This is a genomic window from Ferdinandcohnia salidurans (genome assembly GCF_042680725.1).
In the GTDB taxonomy this organism is placed as follows: Bacteria; Bacillota; Bacilli; order Bacillales; family Bacillaceae_L; genus Ferdinandcohnia; species Ferdinandcohnia salidurans.
This window is the reverse complement of record NZ_JBHUEK010000025.1, coordinates 443,117-458,989: the sequence shown is the minus strand read 5'-3', so window position 1 is coordinate 458,989 and position 15,873 is coordinate 443,117. Positions and strand designations below refer to the sequence as shown.

19 protein-coding genes are annotated in these 15,873 nt (G+C 39.6%); 16 read left to right on the top strand and 3 right to left on the bottom strand.

The genetic code is table 11. The annotated features are described in order from the left end of the window. The first annotated feature begins 3 nt into the window (after positions 1 to 3). From spoIIID to ACFSFW_RS16565, 7 genes are all read left to right on the top strand, one after another. Positions 4 to 279, top strand: coding sequence for a sporulation transcriptional regulator SpoIIID (spoIIID, locus tag ACFSFW_RS16595; RefSeq protein WP_010677153.1), 276 nt, complete (start codon positions 4 to 6; stop codon positions 277 to 279). Positions 280 to 427: 148 nt separating this feature from the next. Next, positions 428 to 1,429, top strand: a complete 1,002-nt coding sequence (locus ACFSFW_RS16590; RefSeq protein ID WP_099354544.1) for a rod shape-determining protein — start codon at positions 428 to 430, stop codon at positions 1,427 to 1,429. A gap of 313 nt (positions 1,430 to 1,742) precedes the next feature. Beyond that, entirely contained in the window at positions 1,743 to 2,579 is an 837-nt protein-coding gene (locus tag ACFSFW_RS16585; protein ID WP_388039920.1) for a flagellar hook-basal body protein, read from the top strand. A gap of 92 nt (positions 2,580 to 2,671) precedes the next feature. After that, the gene (locus ACFSFW_RS16580; protein ID WP_388039918.1) at positions 2,672 to 3,514 is read left to right on the top strand and encodes a flagellar hook-basal body protein; all 843 of its coding nucleotides are present in this window, start codon (positions 2,672 to 2,674) and stop codon (positions 3,512 to 3,514) included. 147 nt (positions 3,515 to 3,661) lie between these two features. Then, the gene (locus ACFSFW_RS16575; protein WP_304213925.1) at positions 3,662 to 3,958 is read left to right on the top strand and encodes a DNA-directed RNA polymerase subunit beta; all 297 of its coding nucleotides are present in this window, start codon (positions 3,662 to 3,664) and stop codon (positions 3,956 to 3,958) included. Between the two features lie 152 nt (positions 3,959 to 4,110). Next, on the top strand, positions 4,111 to 4,545 hold the full coding sequence (gene fabZ / locus ACFSFW_RS16570; protein WP_099354540.1) for a 3-hydroxyacyl-ACP dehydratase FabZ: 435 nt from the start codon (positions 4,111 to 4,113) through the stop codon (positions 4,543 to 4,545). A gap of 163 nt (positions 4,546 to 4,708) precedes the next feature. Further along, a complete protein-coding gene (locus tag ACFSFW_RS16565; protein ID WP_304213927.1) occupies positions 4,709 to 5,110 on the top strand; it encodes a hypothetical protein in 402 nt (133 codons plus the stop codon). Between the two features lie 44 nt (positions 5,111 to 5,154). On the opposite strand, the gene ACFSFW_RS16560 is transcribed toward ACFSFW_RS16565, so the two are convergent. Further along, a complete protein-coding gene (locus ACFSFW_RS16560; protein WP_388039915.1) occupies positions 5,155 to 5,592 on the bottom strand; it encodes a YwpF-like family protein in 438 nt (145 codons plus the stop codon). A gap of 304 nt (positions 5,593 to 5,896) precedes the next feature. Between ACFSFW_RS16560 and ssb the strand changes: the two genes are divergently transcribed. The 9 genes from ssb (at position 5,897) to ACFSFW_RS16515 (ending at position 12,842) form a co-directional block, all read left to right on the top strand. Then, entirely contained in the window at positions 5,897 to 6,238 is a 342-nt protein-coding gene (gene ssb, locus ACFSFW_RS16555) for a single-stranded DNA-binding protein (protein ID WP_099354537.1), read from the top strand. 35 nt (positions 6,239 to 6,273) lie between these two features. Continuing rightward, positions 6,274 to 6,450 carry a hypothetical protein gene (locus ACFSFW_RS16550; protein ID WP_388039913.1) on the top strand — a complete coding sequence of 59 codons (177 nt, stop codon included), beginning with the start codon at positions 6,274 to 6,276 and terminating at the stop codon, positions 6,448 to 6,450. A 433-nt stretch (positions 6,451 to 6,883) separates the two neighbouring features. Beyond that, positions 6,884 to 7,249, top strand: coding sequence for a GntR family transcriptional regulator (locus tag ACFSFW_RS16545; protein ID WP_099361857.1), 366 nt, complete (start codon positions 6,884 to 6,886; stop codon positions 7,247 to 7,249). A gap of 12 nt (positions 7,250 to 7,261) precedes the next feature. Further along, positions 7,262 to 7,951 (top strand): ABC transporter ATP-binding protein, encoded by a 690-nt coding sequence (locus tag ACFSFW_RS16540; protein WP_388039910.1) that lies wholly within the window; start codon positions 7,262 to 7,264, stop codon positions 7,949 to 7,951. After that, positions 7,948 to 8,778, top strand: coding sequence for a hypothetical protein (locus ACFSFW_RS16535; protein WP_388039909.1), 831 nt, complete (start codon positions 7,948 to 7,950; stop codon positions 8,776 to 8,778). The genes ACFSFW_RS16540 and ACFSFW_RS16535 overlap by 4 nt, the downstream gene beginning before the upstream one ends. A gap of 16 nt (positions 8,779 to 8,794) precedes the next feature. Beyond that, positions 8,795 to 9,991, top strand: a complete 1,197-nt coding sequence (locus ACFSFW_RS16530; RefSeq protein WP_388039907.1) for a hypothetical protein — start codon at positions 8,795 to 8,797, stop codon at positions 9,989 to 9,991. A 219-nt stretch (positions 9,992 to 10,210) separates the two neighbouring features. Beyond that, positions 10,211 to 11,428, top strand: a complete 1,218-nt coding sequence (locus tag ACFSFW_RS16525) for an IS4 family transposase (RefSeq protein WP_388039905.1) — start codon at positions 10,211 to 10,213, stop codon at positions 11,426 to 11,428. A gap of 164 nt (positions 11,429 to 11,592) precedes the next feature. Then, positions 11,593 to 12,138: an RNA polymerase sigma factor gene (locus ACFSFW_RS16520; protein ID WP_388039903.1), complete on the top strand. Its 546-nt coding sequence runs from the start codon at positions 11,593 to 11,595 to the stop codon at positions 12,136 to 12,138. A gap of 86 nt (positions 12,139 to 12,224) precedes the next feature. Further along, on the top strand, positions 12,225 to 12,842 hold the full coding sequence (locus tag ACFSFW_RS16515) for a hypothetical protein (RefSeq protein ID WP_388039901.1): 618 nt from the start codon (positions 12,225 to 12,227) through the stop codon (positions 12,840 to 12,842). Positions 12,843 to 12,877: 35 nt separating this feature from the next. Here the strand turns inward: ACFSFW_RS16515 and ACFSFW_RS16510 are convergent, their stop codons facing one another. Continuing rightward, positions 12,878 to 13,003 (bottom strand): hypothetical protein, encoded by a 126-nt coding sequence (locus ACFSFW_RS16510; protein ID WP_388039899.1) that lies wholly within the window; start codon positions 13,001 to 13,003, stop codon positions 12,878 to 12,880. Between the two features lie 113 nt (positions 13,004 to 13,116). Continuing rightward, complete coding sequence (locus ACFSFW_RS16505) at positions 13,117 to 15,870, bottom strand: DEAD/DEAH box helicase (RefSeq protein ID WP_388039897.1); 2,754 nt, start codon at positions 15,868 to 15,870, stop codon at positions 13,117 to 13,119. Positions 15,871 to 15,873: the final 3 nt, after the last annotated feature.

Below are 15,873 nucleotides of genomic sequence, written 5' to 3'. Positions count from 1 at the left end.
AGTGTGCACGATTACATCAAAGAACGAACTATCAAGATTGGAAAGTATATCGTGGAGACAAGAAAAACAGTTCGCGTCATTGCGAAGGAATTTGGCGTTTCCAAAAGTACTGTCCATAAAGATTTAACTGAAAGGCTACCTGAAATCAATCCCGAACTGGCAAATGAAGTAAAAGAAATACTTGATTATCATAAATCAATACGACATTTACGGGGTGGAGAAGCGACAAAGCTAAAGTACAAGAAAGAGGAAGAGCTACAAGAAGAACCAGTGAAATAACATGCCTGTGACTTTCTTTCTTGCATTTACGACATTTTCCTACAAAAAAATTACAAAATATCTATTTTATATGGTAAATTGTGATACAATATATTATTAGGAAAATAGATGCATTTTTGTTTAAAATGCAAGGAGGAAAGTTACTCAAATGTTAGCTAGGGATATCGGTATTGATCTAGGAACTGCAAACGTGCTCATACACGTAAAAGGCAAAGGAATTGTATTAAACGAGCCATCTGTAGTGGCATTAGATAAAAACACTGGCAAGGTTTTAGCCGTTGGTGAAGAAGCAAGACGCATGGTGGGTCGTACACCAGGAAATATTATTGCGATCCGACCTTTAAAAGACGGTGTTATTGCAGATTTTGATGTAACAGAAGCTATGTTAAAGCACTTTATTAATAAGTTAAATGTCAAAGGATTTCTTTCAAAGCCAAGAATCCTTATTTGTTGTCCAACGAATATTACTTCTGTTGAGCAAAAGGCAATCAAGGAAGCAGCTGAAAAAAGCGGTGGGAAGAAAATTTATCTTGAGGAAGAACCAAAAGTGGCTGCGATTGGAGCAGGCATGGACATTTTCCAACCTAGCGGAAATATGGTAGTTGATATTGGCGGTGGTACTACAGACGTGGCTGTACTATCAATGGGCGATATCGTTACCGCCTCATCCATCAAAATGGCTGGGGACACTTTTGATGCGGAAATCCTAAGCTATATTAAGCGTCAGTACAAGCTATTAATTGGTGAAAGAACAGCTGAGAATATTAAGATTCAGGTGGCAACGGTATTCCCGGATTCACGTAATGAAGAAATTGACATTCGTGGCCGTGACATGGTGACTGGTTTACCGCGCACACTTACAATTAAATCTGGTGAGATTGAAAAAGCACTACGTGAGCCGGTTTCTGCAATTGTACAAGCTGCGAAAAGTGTACTTGAACGTACACCACCTGAGCTTTCTGCAGACATCATTGACCGCGGTGTGATTTTAACGGGTGGTGGAGCATTGCTTCACGGAATCGATCAGCTTTTAGCTGAGGAATTACGTGTGCCTGTGTTAATTGCTGAAAACCCAATGGAATGTGTCGCAATCGGTACAGGTGTCATGCTTGAAAACTTGGACAAGCTTCCACGAAGAAAATTAGTCTAATACGTAATTGAGGACCTTTCCGACTCGGCAGGTCCTTTCTAACATTTTAACATTTTTTTACGTGGCTAAAATTTACAGATGAAGAAATAGGAATTTCCTACTATAATAAATATAAAGAATGGGTTTAAAAGGGAGGGTGAAAAGGACCGAGAATTTCAAGGCGGCGCAGCTTTGAGTACCGGAGCGTATGCAGTAAATACGTGAGGAACGGAGAAGCAAGCCAACGCAGAAATTCGATGTGTCATTTAAAGCCTACTTTTTAAACATCCTATAGTAGTTACTTGTTCGGAATATGGAAAAATGAGGTGAGTCTATGTTACGTGGATTTTATTCTGCAGCATCTGGAATGCTTGCTGGGCAGCGTCGTACGGAAATGTTAACAAACAATATTGCTAATGCGAATACACCTGGTTACAAAGTGGACCAAGGTTCATTACGTGCTTTCCCTGAAATGTTAATGCAGCGTCTTGAGGGGGTACAAAGTCCTGCTAAAAATGGTGGAACTCTTCGGACAGCAAGTACGATTGGTGGACTGAATACAGGCGTGTATATGCAAGAAATGATTCCACTGTTCAAGCAAGGAGATATCCGCGAAACAGGACTCTCCACAGATGTGGCATTAGTGGACGGAAATTTACCGATCAATCCTGAGACTAACAAACCAGGCTCGTTGTTTTTTGCAGTTCAAAATGCAAACGGTGATGTGAGATACACGAGAAATGGAAACTTCACTGTTGACCCAACCGGTTCTTTAACGACAAATGAAGGCTTTTACGTATTAGATGAGAATGGAAATCGAATTCAGGTCGATAGTAATCAATTTGAGGTTACTGCGGATGGCCGTATTCTTGTAAATGGGCTTGCCCAAACGCGTCTGGGCATTGCTTATTCAGAAAATCCACAAAACCTGAATAAAGAGGGGAATGGCTTATACCGTACGAATGATGGGTTGGCGTTACCTAATGCGACGGCAAATCCTGAAGTGTCATACACGCTAAAACAAGGATTTCTTGAAGGCTCAAATGTGGATGTAACTCAGGCAATGACGGAAATGATGACAGCATACCGTACATTTGAAGCCAATCAAAAAGTTCTTCAGGCGTATGATAAGAGTATGGACAAAGCGGTTAACGAGATTGGAAGATTATAAGAAAAGCGCAAAGCGTGCCGGATTATTGGCATATCAACTAGAGCCGATGGCACCTGGAGCTAGACATATAAAAATGGTAGGGAGGTCTTCAAATGCGCTCGATGATTACAGCAACTAATACGATGAGTCAGCTACAAAAACAGCTTGATACAATTGGGCATAATTTAGCCAATACTGACACGACCGGTTATAAAAAACGCCAGGTCAACTTTAGTGAGTTGTTAACCCAACAGTTTAATAACCAACCAGTTGCTGCGCAGGAAGAAGGCCGCTTGACCCCAAATGGTGTTCGTGTAGGTGTTGGTGCAAAACTCGGGTCTACAAATATGATGATGACCCAAGGTGCGATAAAAACAACGGACCGTGAACTTGATATTGCCTTTAAAAAGGAAAATCAATTTCTTCAAATAGTAGTGGATGAAAATGGGGTTCAAGTTCCTCGATTCACAAGGGATGGGGCGCTTTATTTATCGCCAGCTAATGACGGAACCAATCGTGTTGCTCTTGTGACAAGCGGTGGGAATCCTGTACTCGATCAAGACGGGGAACCAATTGCGTTTGTTGATGGGTTTAAGGAAATTCAGATTTCAGCAAACGGGGAGATAACGGTTGTCCCTGAAATAGGTGCGCCGCAACGATTTAATCTGTCCGTTGTAGAGTTTCAAAAACCACAGCTTCTTCAAGCAGTAGGTCAAAATCAGTTTGCGTTACCTGATTTAGCGGAGCTTGGCATCGCAGCAGATGACGTATTCATTTCACTTCAAGGGGCTTTACGTGAACAAGTAAGTTTGCAACAAGGAGCACTTGAACAGTCGAACGTTAATTTAACAACCGAAATGTCAGATCTACTACTGACACAACGTTCCTACCAATTCAATGCAAAATCAATCTCCATTTCAGACCAAATGATGGGGCTTGTGAACGGCCTACGTTAACTTTATTCAGCGTGAACCAATCGGGCAAAATACGCCTTGGCATATTTGATTAGGTACGATTGATAAAAATAGAAACCTACGGAATACTATAATTTAAGGCAGACAATCGTAAATCTTGGAACACCCTATAGATAAGGAGTAATCTCAGTGACTAGTGAACTAAACAATACACAAGTAAAATCACGCGAGGATTTTCGAAAAACGCGTGACGAACAAAAGAATACGGAAAAAGAACCTAAGAAAAAGCGCGAACCAAAAATTCGAATCCGCTTAATTCCGATTTGGGTACGACTTTTGCTTGTCGTTGTTCTTTTTGCAGCCAGCATTTTAATTGGTGTGGTTGTGGGTTACGGATTCATTGGGGATGGTAAGCCAAGTGATGCCTTGAAAAAAGAAACATGGCAGCATATTGTTGACATTGTAAATAAGGATGCAGAAAAATAAAACGGAGGGCCTATGCCTTCTTTTTTTATGGTTAGAAATTTACGGCTTTGCCGACGAAGTTTAGATTTTCCACAACACTTGTATTATAATAGGCATAAGATACTGACTTTATTCAGTAAGTCCTTATATACATAGAGGAGGAAATTGTAAAGATGTACGATATTAATGAGATTAAGGAAATCATTCCGCATCGGTACCCATTTTTATTAGTTGACCGCATCCTTGAAATGGAAGACGGCAAACGTGCGCTAGGCATTAAAAATGTAACAGCGAATGAGGAGTTTTTTAATGGGCATTTTCCTGGATACCCAGTCATGCCAGGTGTATTAATTGTAGAAGCATTAGCACAGGTTGGCGCAGTAGCCATGTTAAAAAAAGAGGAAAACAAAGGCAGACTTGCTTTCTTTGCTGGAATTGATAACTGCCGCTTTAAACGACAGGTAGTTCCTGGAGACCAACTTCGTCTTGAAGTTGAGATCACACGTCTTAGAGGCTCTATCGGCAAAGGAAAAGGGATTGCAACAGTTGATGGTGAGCTTGTTTGCGAAACGGAAATTATGTTTGCGTTAGGTGAAAAAACAGAATAAAGATTAACGTAGAAACCGGATGAGAGGGATCATCTGGTTTTTTTATTTGGCCAAATTAAAAAAATATAATTTTTTTGATACATTTTTACGCTTCGGGGAAAGCTAAGCCAAGACCAAGTGGTCACAAAAATACTTAGAAGAAAACCGAAAGGAGATTTTGCAAATGAACAAAAAATGGTTCCTTAAGCTAATGGGATCTCTACTTGCTGTGCTTTTAGTAACCGGCTGTAATGCCGATGATCAAGATCCGCCTCCAGAGGATGATGGGCTAGAAACACCTGGTGAGGATTTCAACAATAACCTGGATAACGATGTGACTCCGGAGGAAGATGTCGTTCCTGGCGATAATGATGGCATGAATAACAATGATAACGACATGAATAACAATGACATGAACAACAATGGTACAAACGGTGACGGTAACGCAATCGGAGATAATAATAACGATGGTGACCTAGACATAGGTAAAGATGACGATGATAATCTAGGTGACAATGAAATGGCTCCTGGCGGTGGTACTGGTGGAGACAATGGTGGTACTAACGGTGCAGGCGGAGGCAAATAAGTCTCTGTAGTTGTGAGAAAAGGCGGGATTGTGTCCTGCCTTTTTTAACTTTGTATGGTCTTTTTCTTTTCTTGTAGTCTGTTTTTAAATTCAGCAAGCAGGCCATCGCCTTCTAAGCCTTGCTTAATAAGGTCGGTTAGTACAATCTCAGCCATGTTGAGTCGAACTGGAACTAAGTTTCCGTCTAAAAGGACACTCACACTATTCTCCATTTCCTTAATGATTTTTACTTCACCCATTAAGGGGGCAGGATCATTTGATTTTTTTGAAATGGTTACTTGAAGATTAAGCTTTTCTTGGGCTTGTTTTGCTTTTTCGAAAATCGCCTTATACGTTTTTTCAATAAAAGCCTCCACAATCCAACGGTTTTCTCCATCCTCCCGATTAATGATTAATCCATCAATCAACGGAATATCCTCGACCCGATCCGGTTGTTCGTCCTGATGAAGAACTTTAAGTGATACTAACTTAAACGTTTTCATATTCCTGACCCCCTTATATATCGTTCGTACTAACAAAGATAGTTAAATTATAGCATATTTACTTGGTTATTATATGTAGAAGAAGGGGAAATGAATCTGAAAGTTGTGTCCCTTTTATAAAAATATTGTAGAATCTTAGATATTTATGGGGTTTAATCTATTTTCGATTAAAAACTTAAAAGAGGTGTAGAGAAATCCGATTTTTAATAAAGCTAACTTTAGAATAATTGGTTTTTCCTAATTTTACCTCTGTCGAATCATGAAGTATGATAGCCCTGTTAGATTTAACTAAGGGGGAAAACATATGATTAATCAAGTCATTTTAGTTGGAAGATTGACCCGTGATCCTGATTTGCGTTACACCCAGGACGGGAAAGCTGTAGCGCATGTGACACTGGCGGTAAGCCGTAATTTTAAAACTGCGGGTGGCGAAATTAACACTGATTTTGTTAACTGTACTCTTTGGCAGAAAACTGCAGAAAATACGGCAAATTATTGTAAAAAAGGTTCCATTCTAGGTGTTACAGGACGAATTCAAACCCGGAACTATCAAAACAATGAGGGCAAAAGGGTGTATGTGACTGAAGTATTAGCAGACTCTGTTAAATTTCTTGGTGGAAAGCCTAGGGAGCTTGTAGAAAATTAACGATCCTTGATACCTGATTAGTAGGAGGCGTATGTATGAACAATGATGAGATAAAGACAATGAACGACAAGTTGAATAAACTTGCTATGGGTATTGCGTTACATCTAGAAATATTACAAGGTCAAATTGGAGAACGCATGGATCAGATTGATCAAAACTATAATGAAAAACTTTTACAAATCAATCGTCTTTTAGAAAGGAAGGTGTTGTAATTTGAGAACCGTAAATAAGAGATATAGAATATGAAAATTTTCCATATCCCCACTATCCATGTACCTCGCAATAAGCAGCCTCAGTCGTCATTTCAAAAAGGTTCCTCTAGAGATAGATGGATGCTCCAGTGATTCTTCAAATCTTCGCCAATCATGGTCACAACATGGTTGGCCTTTTTCTTACCTTTATAGTAGAACGTTTGTTCTTACTAGTCAATAGGTTTGTTTACATTTTTTTCTTTTTTAGTGTTGACAGTTGAAGTGTATTAACCATATAATACATCCATAAGGTGTATTAACCAATTGATACACTATGGAATTTTTTTATCGCAGCTGTATGGTGTGTTTAATACAGTCATCAAAATAAGCTTTTTTTGAGTTTGGTGTATTAACCCTTTGATACAGGGGATAAATTTTTTTAGGAGTTGGGTCTATGGATGTGAAGTTTAATAATCGGGATCCTGTATATGTTCAAGTCATTCAGTTCTTTAAGGAACAAATTGCGAAAGGCTTTTTTGAACCGGGTCAGGAGATTCCGTCAAGAAGAGAGTTAGCGAATCAATTGAAGATAAATCCAAATACGGCTCAGCGTGCGTATAAAGAAATGGAGGAACAAGGGTTGATTTTTACAGAGGGAAATTTACCTAGTCGCATTACGAAGGATGAACAAGTATTGAAGATGGTTCGAGAAGAATTGGTATTGGACGCAGTTACCACATTTATTCATTCAGTTCGGTCAATAAATATGCCCTTAGAAGAGGCTTTGAAAATAGTTGAACAAGAGTACGAAAAGGAATAGGGGGGGATTTTGGTGATTGAAGTAAAGGACGTAACCAAGAAGTTTGGTAGGAAGACCGTGTTAAACGGCGTAAACTTCACTGCTGAAAAAGGGAAGATTACGTGTTTGATTGGGATTAACGGGGTTGGTAAAACAACGATTATGAAGGCGATTATGAACCTAACTCCAATTAATAGTGGTGAAATTCTCATTAATGGTGAAAAAATTCATAAAGGTAGCTATGAAAAAATTACGTTTATCCCTGATACGATTACGATGCTACCACAAATGAAAATACACGAAGCATTCACGTTTATGGCAGATTTCTATGACTCATGGAATCAAAAACGTGCCAAGGAGCTGCTCGAATTTTTTAGATTAAAAGAAACGGATCGAATTTCGGATCTATCAAAGGGAAATACGGCAAAGGTCAACTTGATCCTTGGACTCGCATTGGATGTCGATTATGTCTTAATGGATGAGCCTTTTTCGGGGATTGATATTTTTAGCCGAGAGCAGATTGCGGATGTGTTTACGAGCCATTTAATTGAAGACCGTGGCGTGATCATTACAACCCATGAAATCAATGATATCGAGCATTTAATTGATAAAGTTGTGTTGCTAGATAATGGCGTCGTGTTAAGGGAATTCGATACCGAAGAAGTCAGGGAGAATGAGGGGAAATCGGTCATCGATGTGATGAGAGAGGTGTATAAAGCATGAATCGATTTTTGAAACTAGTCAATTTCGAGTTTTCTCGATTTTTAAAGCTATATCTTATTTTATTTGGGATTACGGTGCTATGTCAAATGGTGGGCGTTATATTTGAGGCCAAACGATATGTAGGCCGTGCGAACAAGGCGATATATGAGGATTTATTATCAAAGAGTGATTTTATTTCTCAATATGGCACAATGACCATTTTTCGTTTTTCGGAGACATTGTGGTTTTTGGGTCCGATTGTGCTAGCTGGTGTCACATTACTAATCTATGTGTTCTTTATTTGGTACCGAGATTGGCTTGGAAAGAATACGTTTAGTTATCGTTTGCTCGTTTTACCAACTGCAAGATTGAATGTTTACTTGGCGAAGGCTACAACGGTTTTACTGCTTGTTTTAGGTCTTACCGCCTTACAATTAATTTTGGTTCCGGTTGAAATGCAGATTATAAAATGGTTGGTTCCAGATGAGTTTCGTACTGATTTTTCAATTGCGACACTTTCCAACCACTATTACTTGGGTATTTTATTCCCTATGACAATTGCAGACTTTATTCTCATATACGGTGTTGGGATCGTAGCGGTATGTGTCGTGTTTACAGCGATTCTATTTGAACGTTCATATCGATTAAAAGGTATTTTCTTCGGGATCCTTTATGCCGCAGTATCTATTTTAGTCTTTTTTGCACCGATATTAGTGAATGAATTTATCTTAGGTCAATATTTTTATGCAAATGAATTGTTCTATATGGAACTTGGTACATGCTTACTTACCCTTGCTGGGGCAATATGGATCGGAAATTACCTCATGAACAAAAAAATAAGGGTATGATAGGAGGTCGAAAAGCATGAAACGATATTGGAAAATACTTACGCTTAGTTTAGTTACGGTGATTGTGATTGGCGCTTTTTATATAAACTCTAGTTTGGCTGCTGAAAATATTGTAGTCGGCATCGAAAAGGTAAGTGGAAATGAAAAAGAAGTAGAGAATATACGGATTAACGGAGATCTTGGCGGTAATAATATTCATCATACTTTGCTTATTTCGAAAGATGAAACGATTAATTTAAGTAATCAATCGATCATTCAACAATTGACGAGGACGAGTACAGTACCCGCGTATAATCAGCTAAAAGAAAAGTACAGCCATTTTATGAGAGGAAAAAAATACTTAACGAATAGCTTATATGCAGATGGGAATTTTGTTGTGTATGTAAATGTGGAAGGCAATGGAAATGGAAATGTCTCTAAAAATATGTATTTCGAAATAGAGATTTTAGACGTTAAAACAGACAAAACAACATCAATGGAGTTGGATGTTCCTAATAAAGACAACTATCATTGGGTCGATGTGATGGATGTCCAATCAATCAATAACGAAATTAAGGTCATAGCAAGAGGGTTTCGCGCTGAAGGCGGAGAGGATCTAAATGTCTATACAATTGACTTGGATAAAAAGGCTGTTAGTGATGAAACCATTTATGATTCTCCAAAGATTGAGAATGGATGGTCAGATATAAGAGTGGTGGATGAATATTATTCAGTTGAACCGAAAAAATACCTGTTGTTCCAAGTGTACGCTCATGAAGAGCCTGTGTATGAAGAAGCGGTGGAAACGGGCGAACCTAAAATCATTGCAGATGAAATCATGGTCTATAACATAGAGACCAATGAATTGAAGAAGCTGGATATTAGCCCGGAAGAACGAGGGTATGGCATTGATTCCTATACTCTCTATGATAATACCGTATATATTCCAAACCCGACCCCAAATGGAATAGAAGTGAATCAGTATAATATTGAAAAAGACAGCTGGGGCGAAAAGCAACTATTTAAAGTGGAACATGACAAGGGTGAGCACGAACCTTTTATCAAGTTGCAAAATGGAAAAATCTATATCATTAGCTCTGCTGATGGAAAGTATCCGCTCGTCATCAGTGACTTAAACACTGGACAGTCACTATACGAAGGAAAACTTCTTGTCAAAAACCAAAATGACCAAAATAATGACTACAAACTATACATTTACGAAATCAATAATTAATAGGACACAGGGCCGTGTCCCCCCAGAATGGGACACGGGGCCGCGCCCCAAAAAATGGGTCACAGGGACAGGTCCACTAGCTTTGTATAGGTTCCAAATAAAGTAAATTTAAAAAATGAGATTATGTAGACAAGCGCAAAAAAAGCTCCTATTGTAGAAATGTTAGATGTTTGTTCCCATAAACAAACTTTCTACAAAAGGAGCTCAAAACGTAAGACTATGATAACTAATAATACTGTAATTCGTCAATGTTTATCATTATTACCTACTGAAAATTTAGCTTGTCCAATATTAAACTATGATACGAAAAAACTTTCAATTGAAGGGCTTGTTAAAATTTTTGCAGCTGCCCAATTGGGGAACTGGGAATCTTACCCCGATTTTGATATTAAAATGCGCGCACATAAAGATCTAATGGAATATATCGGAGTGAAGAGTATTAGCGCCTCACAGCTAAGTCGAAGGATCAATGAGTTAGATACCGAATTAGTTCAGAACCTTTTCTTTAAAGTTGTAAAAGAACTTGAATATTATACCAAAGGTACTACTGGCCTACCTCGAAATATCGGAAGACTTGGCATCGTAGATGCCACTCATATTAAACTTCCTCCTATTTTGGCAGATTGGGCATATGTAACTAAGGGCTGGACAGTTGTAAAAATGCATACGCGTTTGATAGTTGCGTCACCAGATATACACTATCCAGATAAAATTGTACCTTCTAATGGAAAGGTACAGGACCATGAAGGTGGAGATCTATTAATAGAAGAAGCCGATGATATAACATATGTGATGGATAGAGGATATATGGACCTCTTTCGTATGAACGAATGGATAAAGAAAGAAATAAACTTTGTCGTTCGATTAAGGGGAAAACTCGTCGAAAGAATCATAGAGGAATACGAAGTACCCGAAGGGTCTCATATTCAGAGAGATATTAAGGTGGTATTGGGTGAAACGGGTAAGATGAAACCAATTAGGGTTGTGGAATTTCTCGATAATGAGGGAAAAGTATATAAGCTAGCTACTACAAGATGGGATTTAGAGGCAACAGATATCGCAGAAATCTACAAAAATCGTTGGATTATTGAACTGTTTTTCAAATGGATTAAGCAATCGCTACGATTCGTCAAAGTCTGGAGTACCAAGCCACAAGGAATATGGAACCAGATGTTTATTGCACTAATCGCCTATATTTTAACACTCATTGTTAAGCTAAAAACCAAATCAAATAAAAGCCAGAAATCAATTCTTACAAGTATCAGAACTTACTTTGATAAAACATGGGAATCGTTTATCTCTGAGTTAGAATATAAACCCAAAAAAACATCAAAAGGAAGACAAAAGGTTCCAGATAGACCGAAGAAAGAAATATTCTATGGTAGTGTTGCGCTAATCGGTGAGAAAAAGAAACGTATTAAACGGAAAATAAAGTAAAATTAAATACCAAAAAATGGGAATAAACGACATTCTTATTCAAGATTGTCGCTTTTGCTCCCAAGAGAAAAAGTTAACTGTAAATATATTGCTTTTTATCAAAATAAATACAACTATGCAAAACTAGTGGGACAGGTCCCGTGTCCCACAATAAGGTGAGAAATATGGCGGAACATAAAATTGAAGAAATCATTACGAATTATGGAACAGAATTACGATACGTGGCCTTTCGATATGTTCGAAATTGGGCGGTTGTTGATGATATTATGCAAGAAGTCTTTTTGAAGATCTTCTTGAAATTGAATTCGTTTAGAGAACAGTCTAAATTGAAATCATGGTTATATAAAATCACACGAAATCAATGTATTGACTATCTTCGTAGTAAGGTTGTAAAAGCGACCGTATTGGTTGATGAGATGGAGGATTTGCGATATTCGACCGATGGAATGGTGGAGAACGAAATATTGGAAAGGTTCGAAAGGGAACAGCTCTACCAACAAATCGAGGCTTTACCTAAGGATTACAAACAAACACTATCTCTCTATTATTTTAGTGATTATAGTTACAAGGAAATTAGCGATCTTTTATGTAAAGATATTTCGTTTGTGAAAAACAAGCTTTTTCGAGGTAAGCGGATGCTGAAGCAAATTTATGAAAGCTGGGACAATGAACCTGTCCCCTCGTCCCGCCAATCATGGGAGATGACATGATTGGTCTTTTTTATGGGGTTCTTTCCCTTTTTCGAGGGATAAGGTACAATTATCCAAACATAGTAATATAGTGGGGTTGAGAGTGTATGAGGTTCATAGTTTTGTTTGTCGTTGCATTCTTATTGGGCATTGTGTTGGCAGTTTTTGAGATAAGAGGACCTGTTAGCGTGGTGATAAGCTTATTCGTTATTTTTAGCTTATCATTCTATTTATTTGTGTATCCGATTTATTTGGAGAAGAATGTGAAAAAGATTGAGTCCTATTTAGAGAAGAAAAGGAAAAATCCATTGTTTAGGCTTTATTATGGGATGGGCAATCGGATTGATCAGGATGTGAAGGAAGCGACGGAGATTTTGCTTCGAAAATATAAACAGCCTGCTCGACAGGCGATGTTTAACACCTTATATGCGTTGTATGAGGATGATATTTTACGAGCGAAAGGTGACATTGAGCAGATTCATCCTCCGCGATATAAATACTACTATCAAGCGATTGTTGCGATTGAGGAGGGTAAAATAGAGCGGGCTACTGAGCTTCGTGAACAGGTGAAGACAGAGTGGATGAAGCATGCTTTGGCAGCCGGAATCGCGAAGAAAGCTGGGCATCAGGAGGAGTATATCGTTGAGATTCAGAAGGCGTATGAGAAAACACGGGGATTGCAGCGGTATATGATATATAAACAATTTGAACAGGATTTGAAATAATAGAGAAAAGCTCAAGCACCCGCTTGAGCTTTGTTTTATTTTTTTAGTTTTTCTTCAACGAGGTGGTAAAATTTTTGCCAAGGTTCGGTTTTGTCTTTGTGCTTTTCACTTGGCACAAATTTTTTGGTTCTTTTCTTTGGTTTGGTTATTTTTTCTGCCAACTGATTCAGCTCCTTTACTTTGCGGAAAACCAGGATGTAGCTTAATCACTAGCCTAGGGAACCAGGGGAACCGTCCCCTTGGTCCCTAAGACCAGCGGCCCCCGCGCCCCACTCTAGAACGCGCCTAAGAGTTCTTTTAGTTCGGTTGTGGAGAGTTCGGTAATCCAGTTTTCGCTGGTGATGATTTCGTCGTTGAGTGACTGTTTTTTCTCCAGCATTTCGTCGATTTTTTCTTCGAGTGTGCCGGTTGCGATGAGCTTGTGCACGTGGACGAAGCGTTTTTGGCCGATGCGGTACGCGCGGTCGGTGGCTTGGTTTTCAACGGCCGGGTTCCACCAACGATCATAGTGAATCACATGGTTTGCCTCCGTTAAGTTCAAGCCGGTGCCACCAGCCTTCAATGAAAGAATCAAGATATTGTATTCCCGGTTTTGGAATCCTTCAATCATCTTGTCACGCTGTACTTTTGCAGCACTTCCGTTCAAGAACTTTACTGATTCGTTATAACGCTTTGAAAGGACATCCTGAATCATTTCACCCATTTTGATATATTGGGTGAAAATCAAACAGCTCTCGTTCTGGTCACGAATGTGGTCCACCAACTCAAGGAGCTTTTCCATTTTTGCAGATCGATCGTCTACATTTTTCGGAGCAGCTTCCTTTAAATAAAGTGCCGGATGGTCACAAACCTGCTTCAACTGCCCAAGCATTTTTAAAATCAAGCCTTTACGCTGGATGCCGGCAAGCTGTTCGACTTGCTCCAATGTATCCTTTACCAATTGCTCGTAAATTGATGCCTGTTCAACTGTTAACGGACAGTATTCTTTTTGCTCGAGCTTGTCTGGTAAATTCAAGGCAACAGCTTCATCATTTTTCGTACGTCTTAGTAAAAATGGCTTGATCAAACGCTGCAGTTGAGCAATTGTCTCTTGGTCATGATCCTTCTCAATTGGTGACACAAATCGTTTTTGGAATCCTCCGAGGCTGCCTAAATAGCCACGGTTAATGAAGTCGAAAATCGACCAAAGCTCGGTTAAGCGGTTTTCCATTGGCGTTCCTGTTAATGCAATATTATGTTCACTTTTGAGCTTTCGAATCGCACGTGATTGCTTTGTTTGTGCGTTTTTAATGTTTTGTGCCTCATCCAAGCAAATCGTTCCCCAATCGTAAGAGGAAATTTCCTCTTCATCTAAATGGGACAATCCATAAGAGGTGAGCACGATGTCAGCCTCATTGACTTGCTGGGTAAACTCCTCACCCTTCAAGCGGTTCGCACCATAATGAAGGTGAACGCGTAAATCGGGTCCGAATTTTTCAAGTTCCTTTTGCCAGTTTCCGAGCACAGATGTTGGGCAAATGATCAGTGAAGGCTTGGCACCACTTTCTTTTACCGTTAAAAAGTAGGCAATCATTTGAATTGTTTTTCCAAGTCCCATGTCATCCGCAAGGCAGGCACCGAAACCGAACTTTCGTAAAAATAAGAGCCAGTCGACACCTTGTTGTTGATAAGGACGAAGCTCACCTCTGAAGGTTTCTGGAATGACGGCTTGTGGAATCTCCTTGATGTCCGTTAGCTGTGTAATCATATGCGACAGATGGCGGTTGAGTTCAATTTGAACGCCTGCAAATGCTCGTGACGCTTCCTGTTCCTCATGTTCGGCTTTTTCAGAAAGAGATAATAGCTCTTGCTCTAGGACATCGCGGATATGGAGTCCTTCTTTATTCGCACGTTCTAGAATCGATTGAACCTGTTTGATGAATGCTGGATCAAGCTTAATCCATTTTCCGCGAATATTGATTAACCGTCTTTGCTCGTTCACAAGCGACATGAATTCCTCTTCGGAAAGCTCGACGCCGTTTGTTGAAAAACGCCAGTCAAAATTGATGATGGATTGCAACCCAACGAATGATTGGCGTCCGCCACCTGAATTTGTTTTTACCTTCGCTTTAATCGCAAGCTGAGCGTCCTTAATGGCTTGCCACCAGGATGGTAACAGGATTCCGACTCCAGCATCGATGAGCCTTGAACTTGCATCAGTTAAAAAGTCCCAGGCCTGACGCTCGGTTAACTCGTGAACGATTCCTTCCTCATCGCGAAGCCATGGAACAAGTTTGCACCACATCTCCTGATCACTCGTGATTTTTTCCTCAAAAGGCGCCCATTCCTTTGGTATAACCATATGTGTCTTATAGGGCTTTTTTTTGCTACGAAGCACAGTATGTAGCTTCCACGAGCCATTGTCCATTTCCGGTTCCTCAATTTGGATGAGACAATCAAATGGAGTAAGATCTTCCTTCCAGCCAATCCGTTCGAGCCAATTGTTTTCATCAACGACAAACTCAGCGCCCGTAGTACTTTTTACAAGCGGAAAGGTTGAGGCAATTTCCTCCCAGGAATCAGAAAGCGTGGAGTCCGCTTGAATCCAATCGGTGATGGCTTCAGAAAACCACTCAGCTGCAAATCCAGTTACCTCAGTGCCAATCGGTTTCCAGCCAAAACGCTCTGACTTGCGCCAATAATCAAAGTCGGGCATAAAATCGCCTTCCTTAATAAGCGGCAGCAAGCTTCTTGAGATTGTGTGAAAATGTTCGGCATTCTCGCTAAGCTCTATTTCGTATAGAGAATTGACCGGTAACTCCCCGAAAAAGGTAAATGCCTGCCAGGGTGAAAGTAGAACGGAATCATGATGTTGAAAGTTGCTCTCTTCGAGGAAGGTCCCGTAAAAGGTGGCCTCATGCCAAGCAAAGAGATTTCGCTTCCAATTGTTTATCGAAAGCTCGTTGCCATCTTCTGTGGTACACCAAATATAAAAATCTTTGTCCGCAATCCATTCGGCATGGATTACAAATGTTTCTCCAATTACCATCAT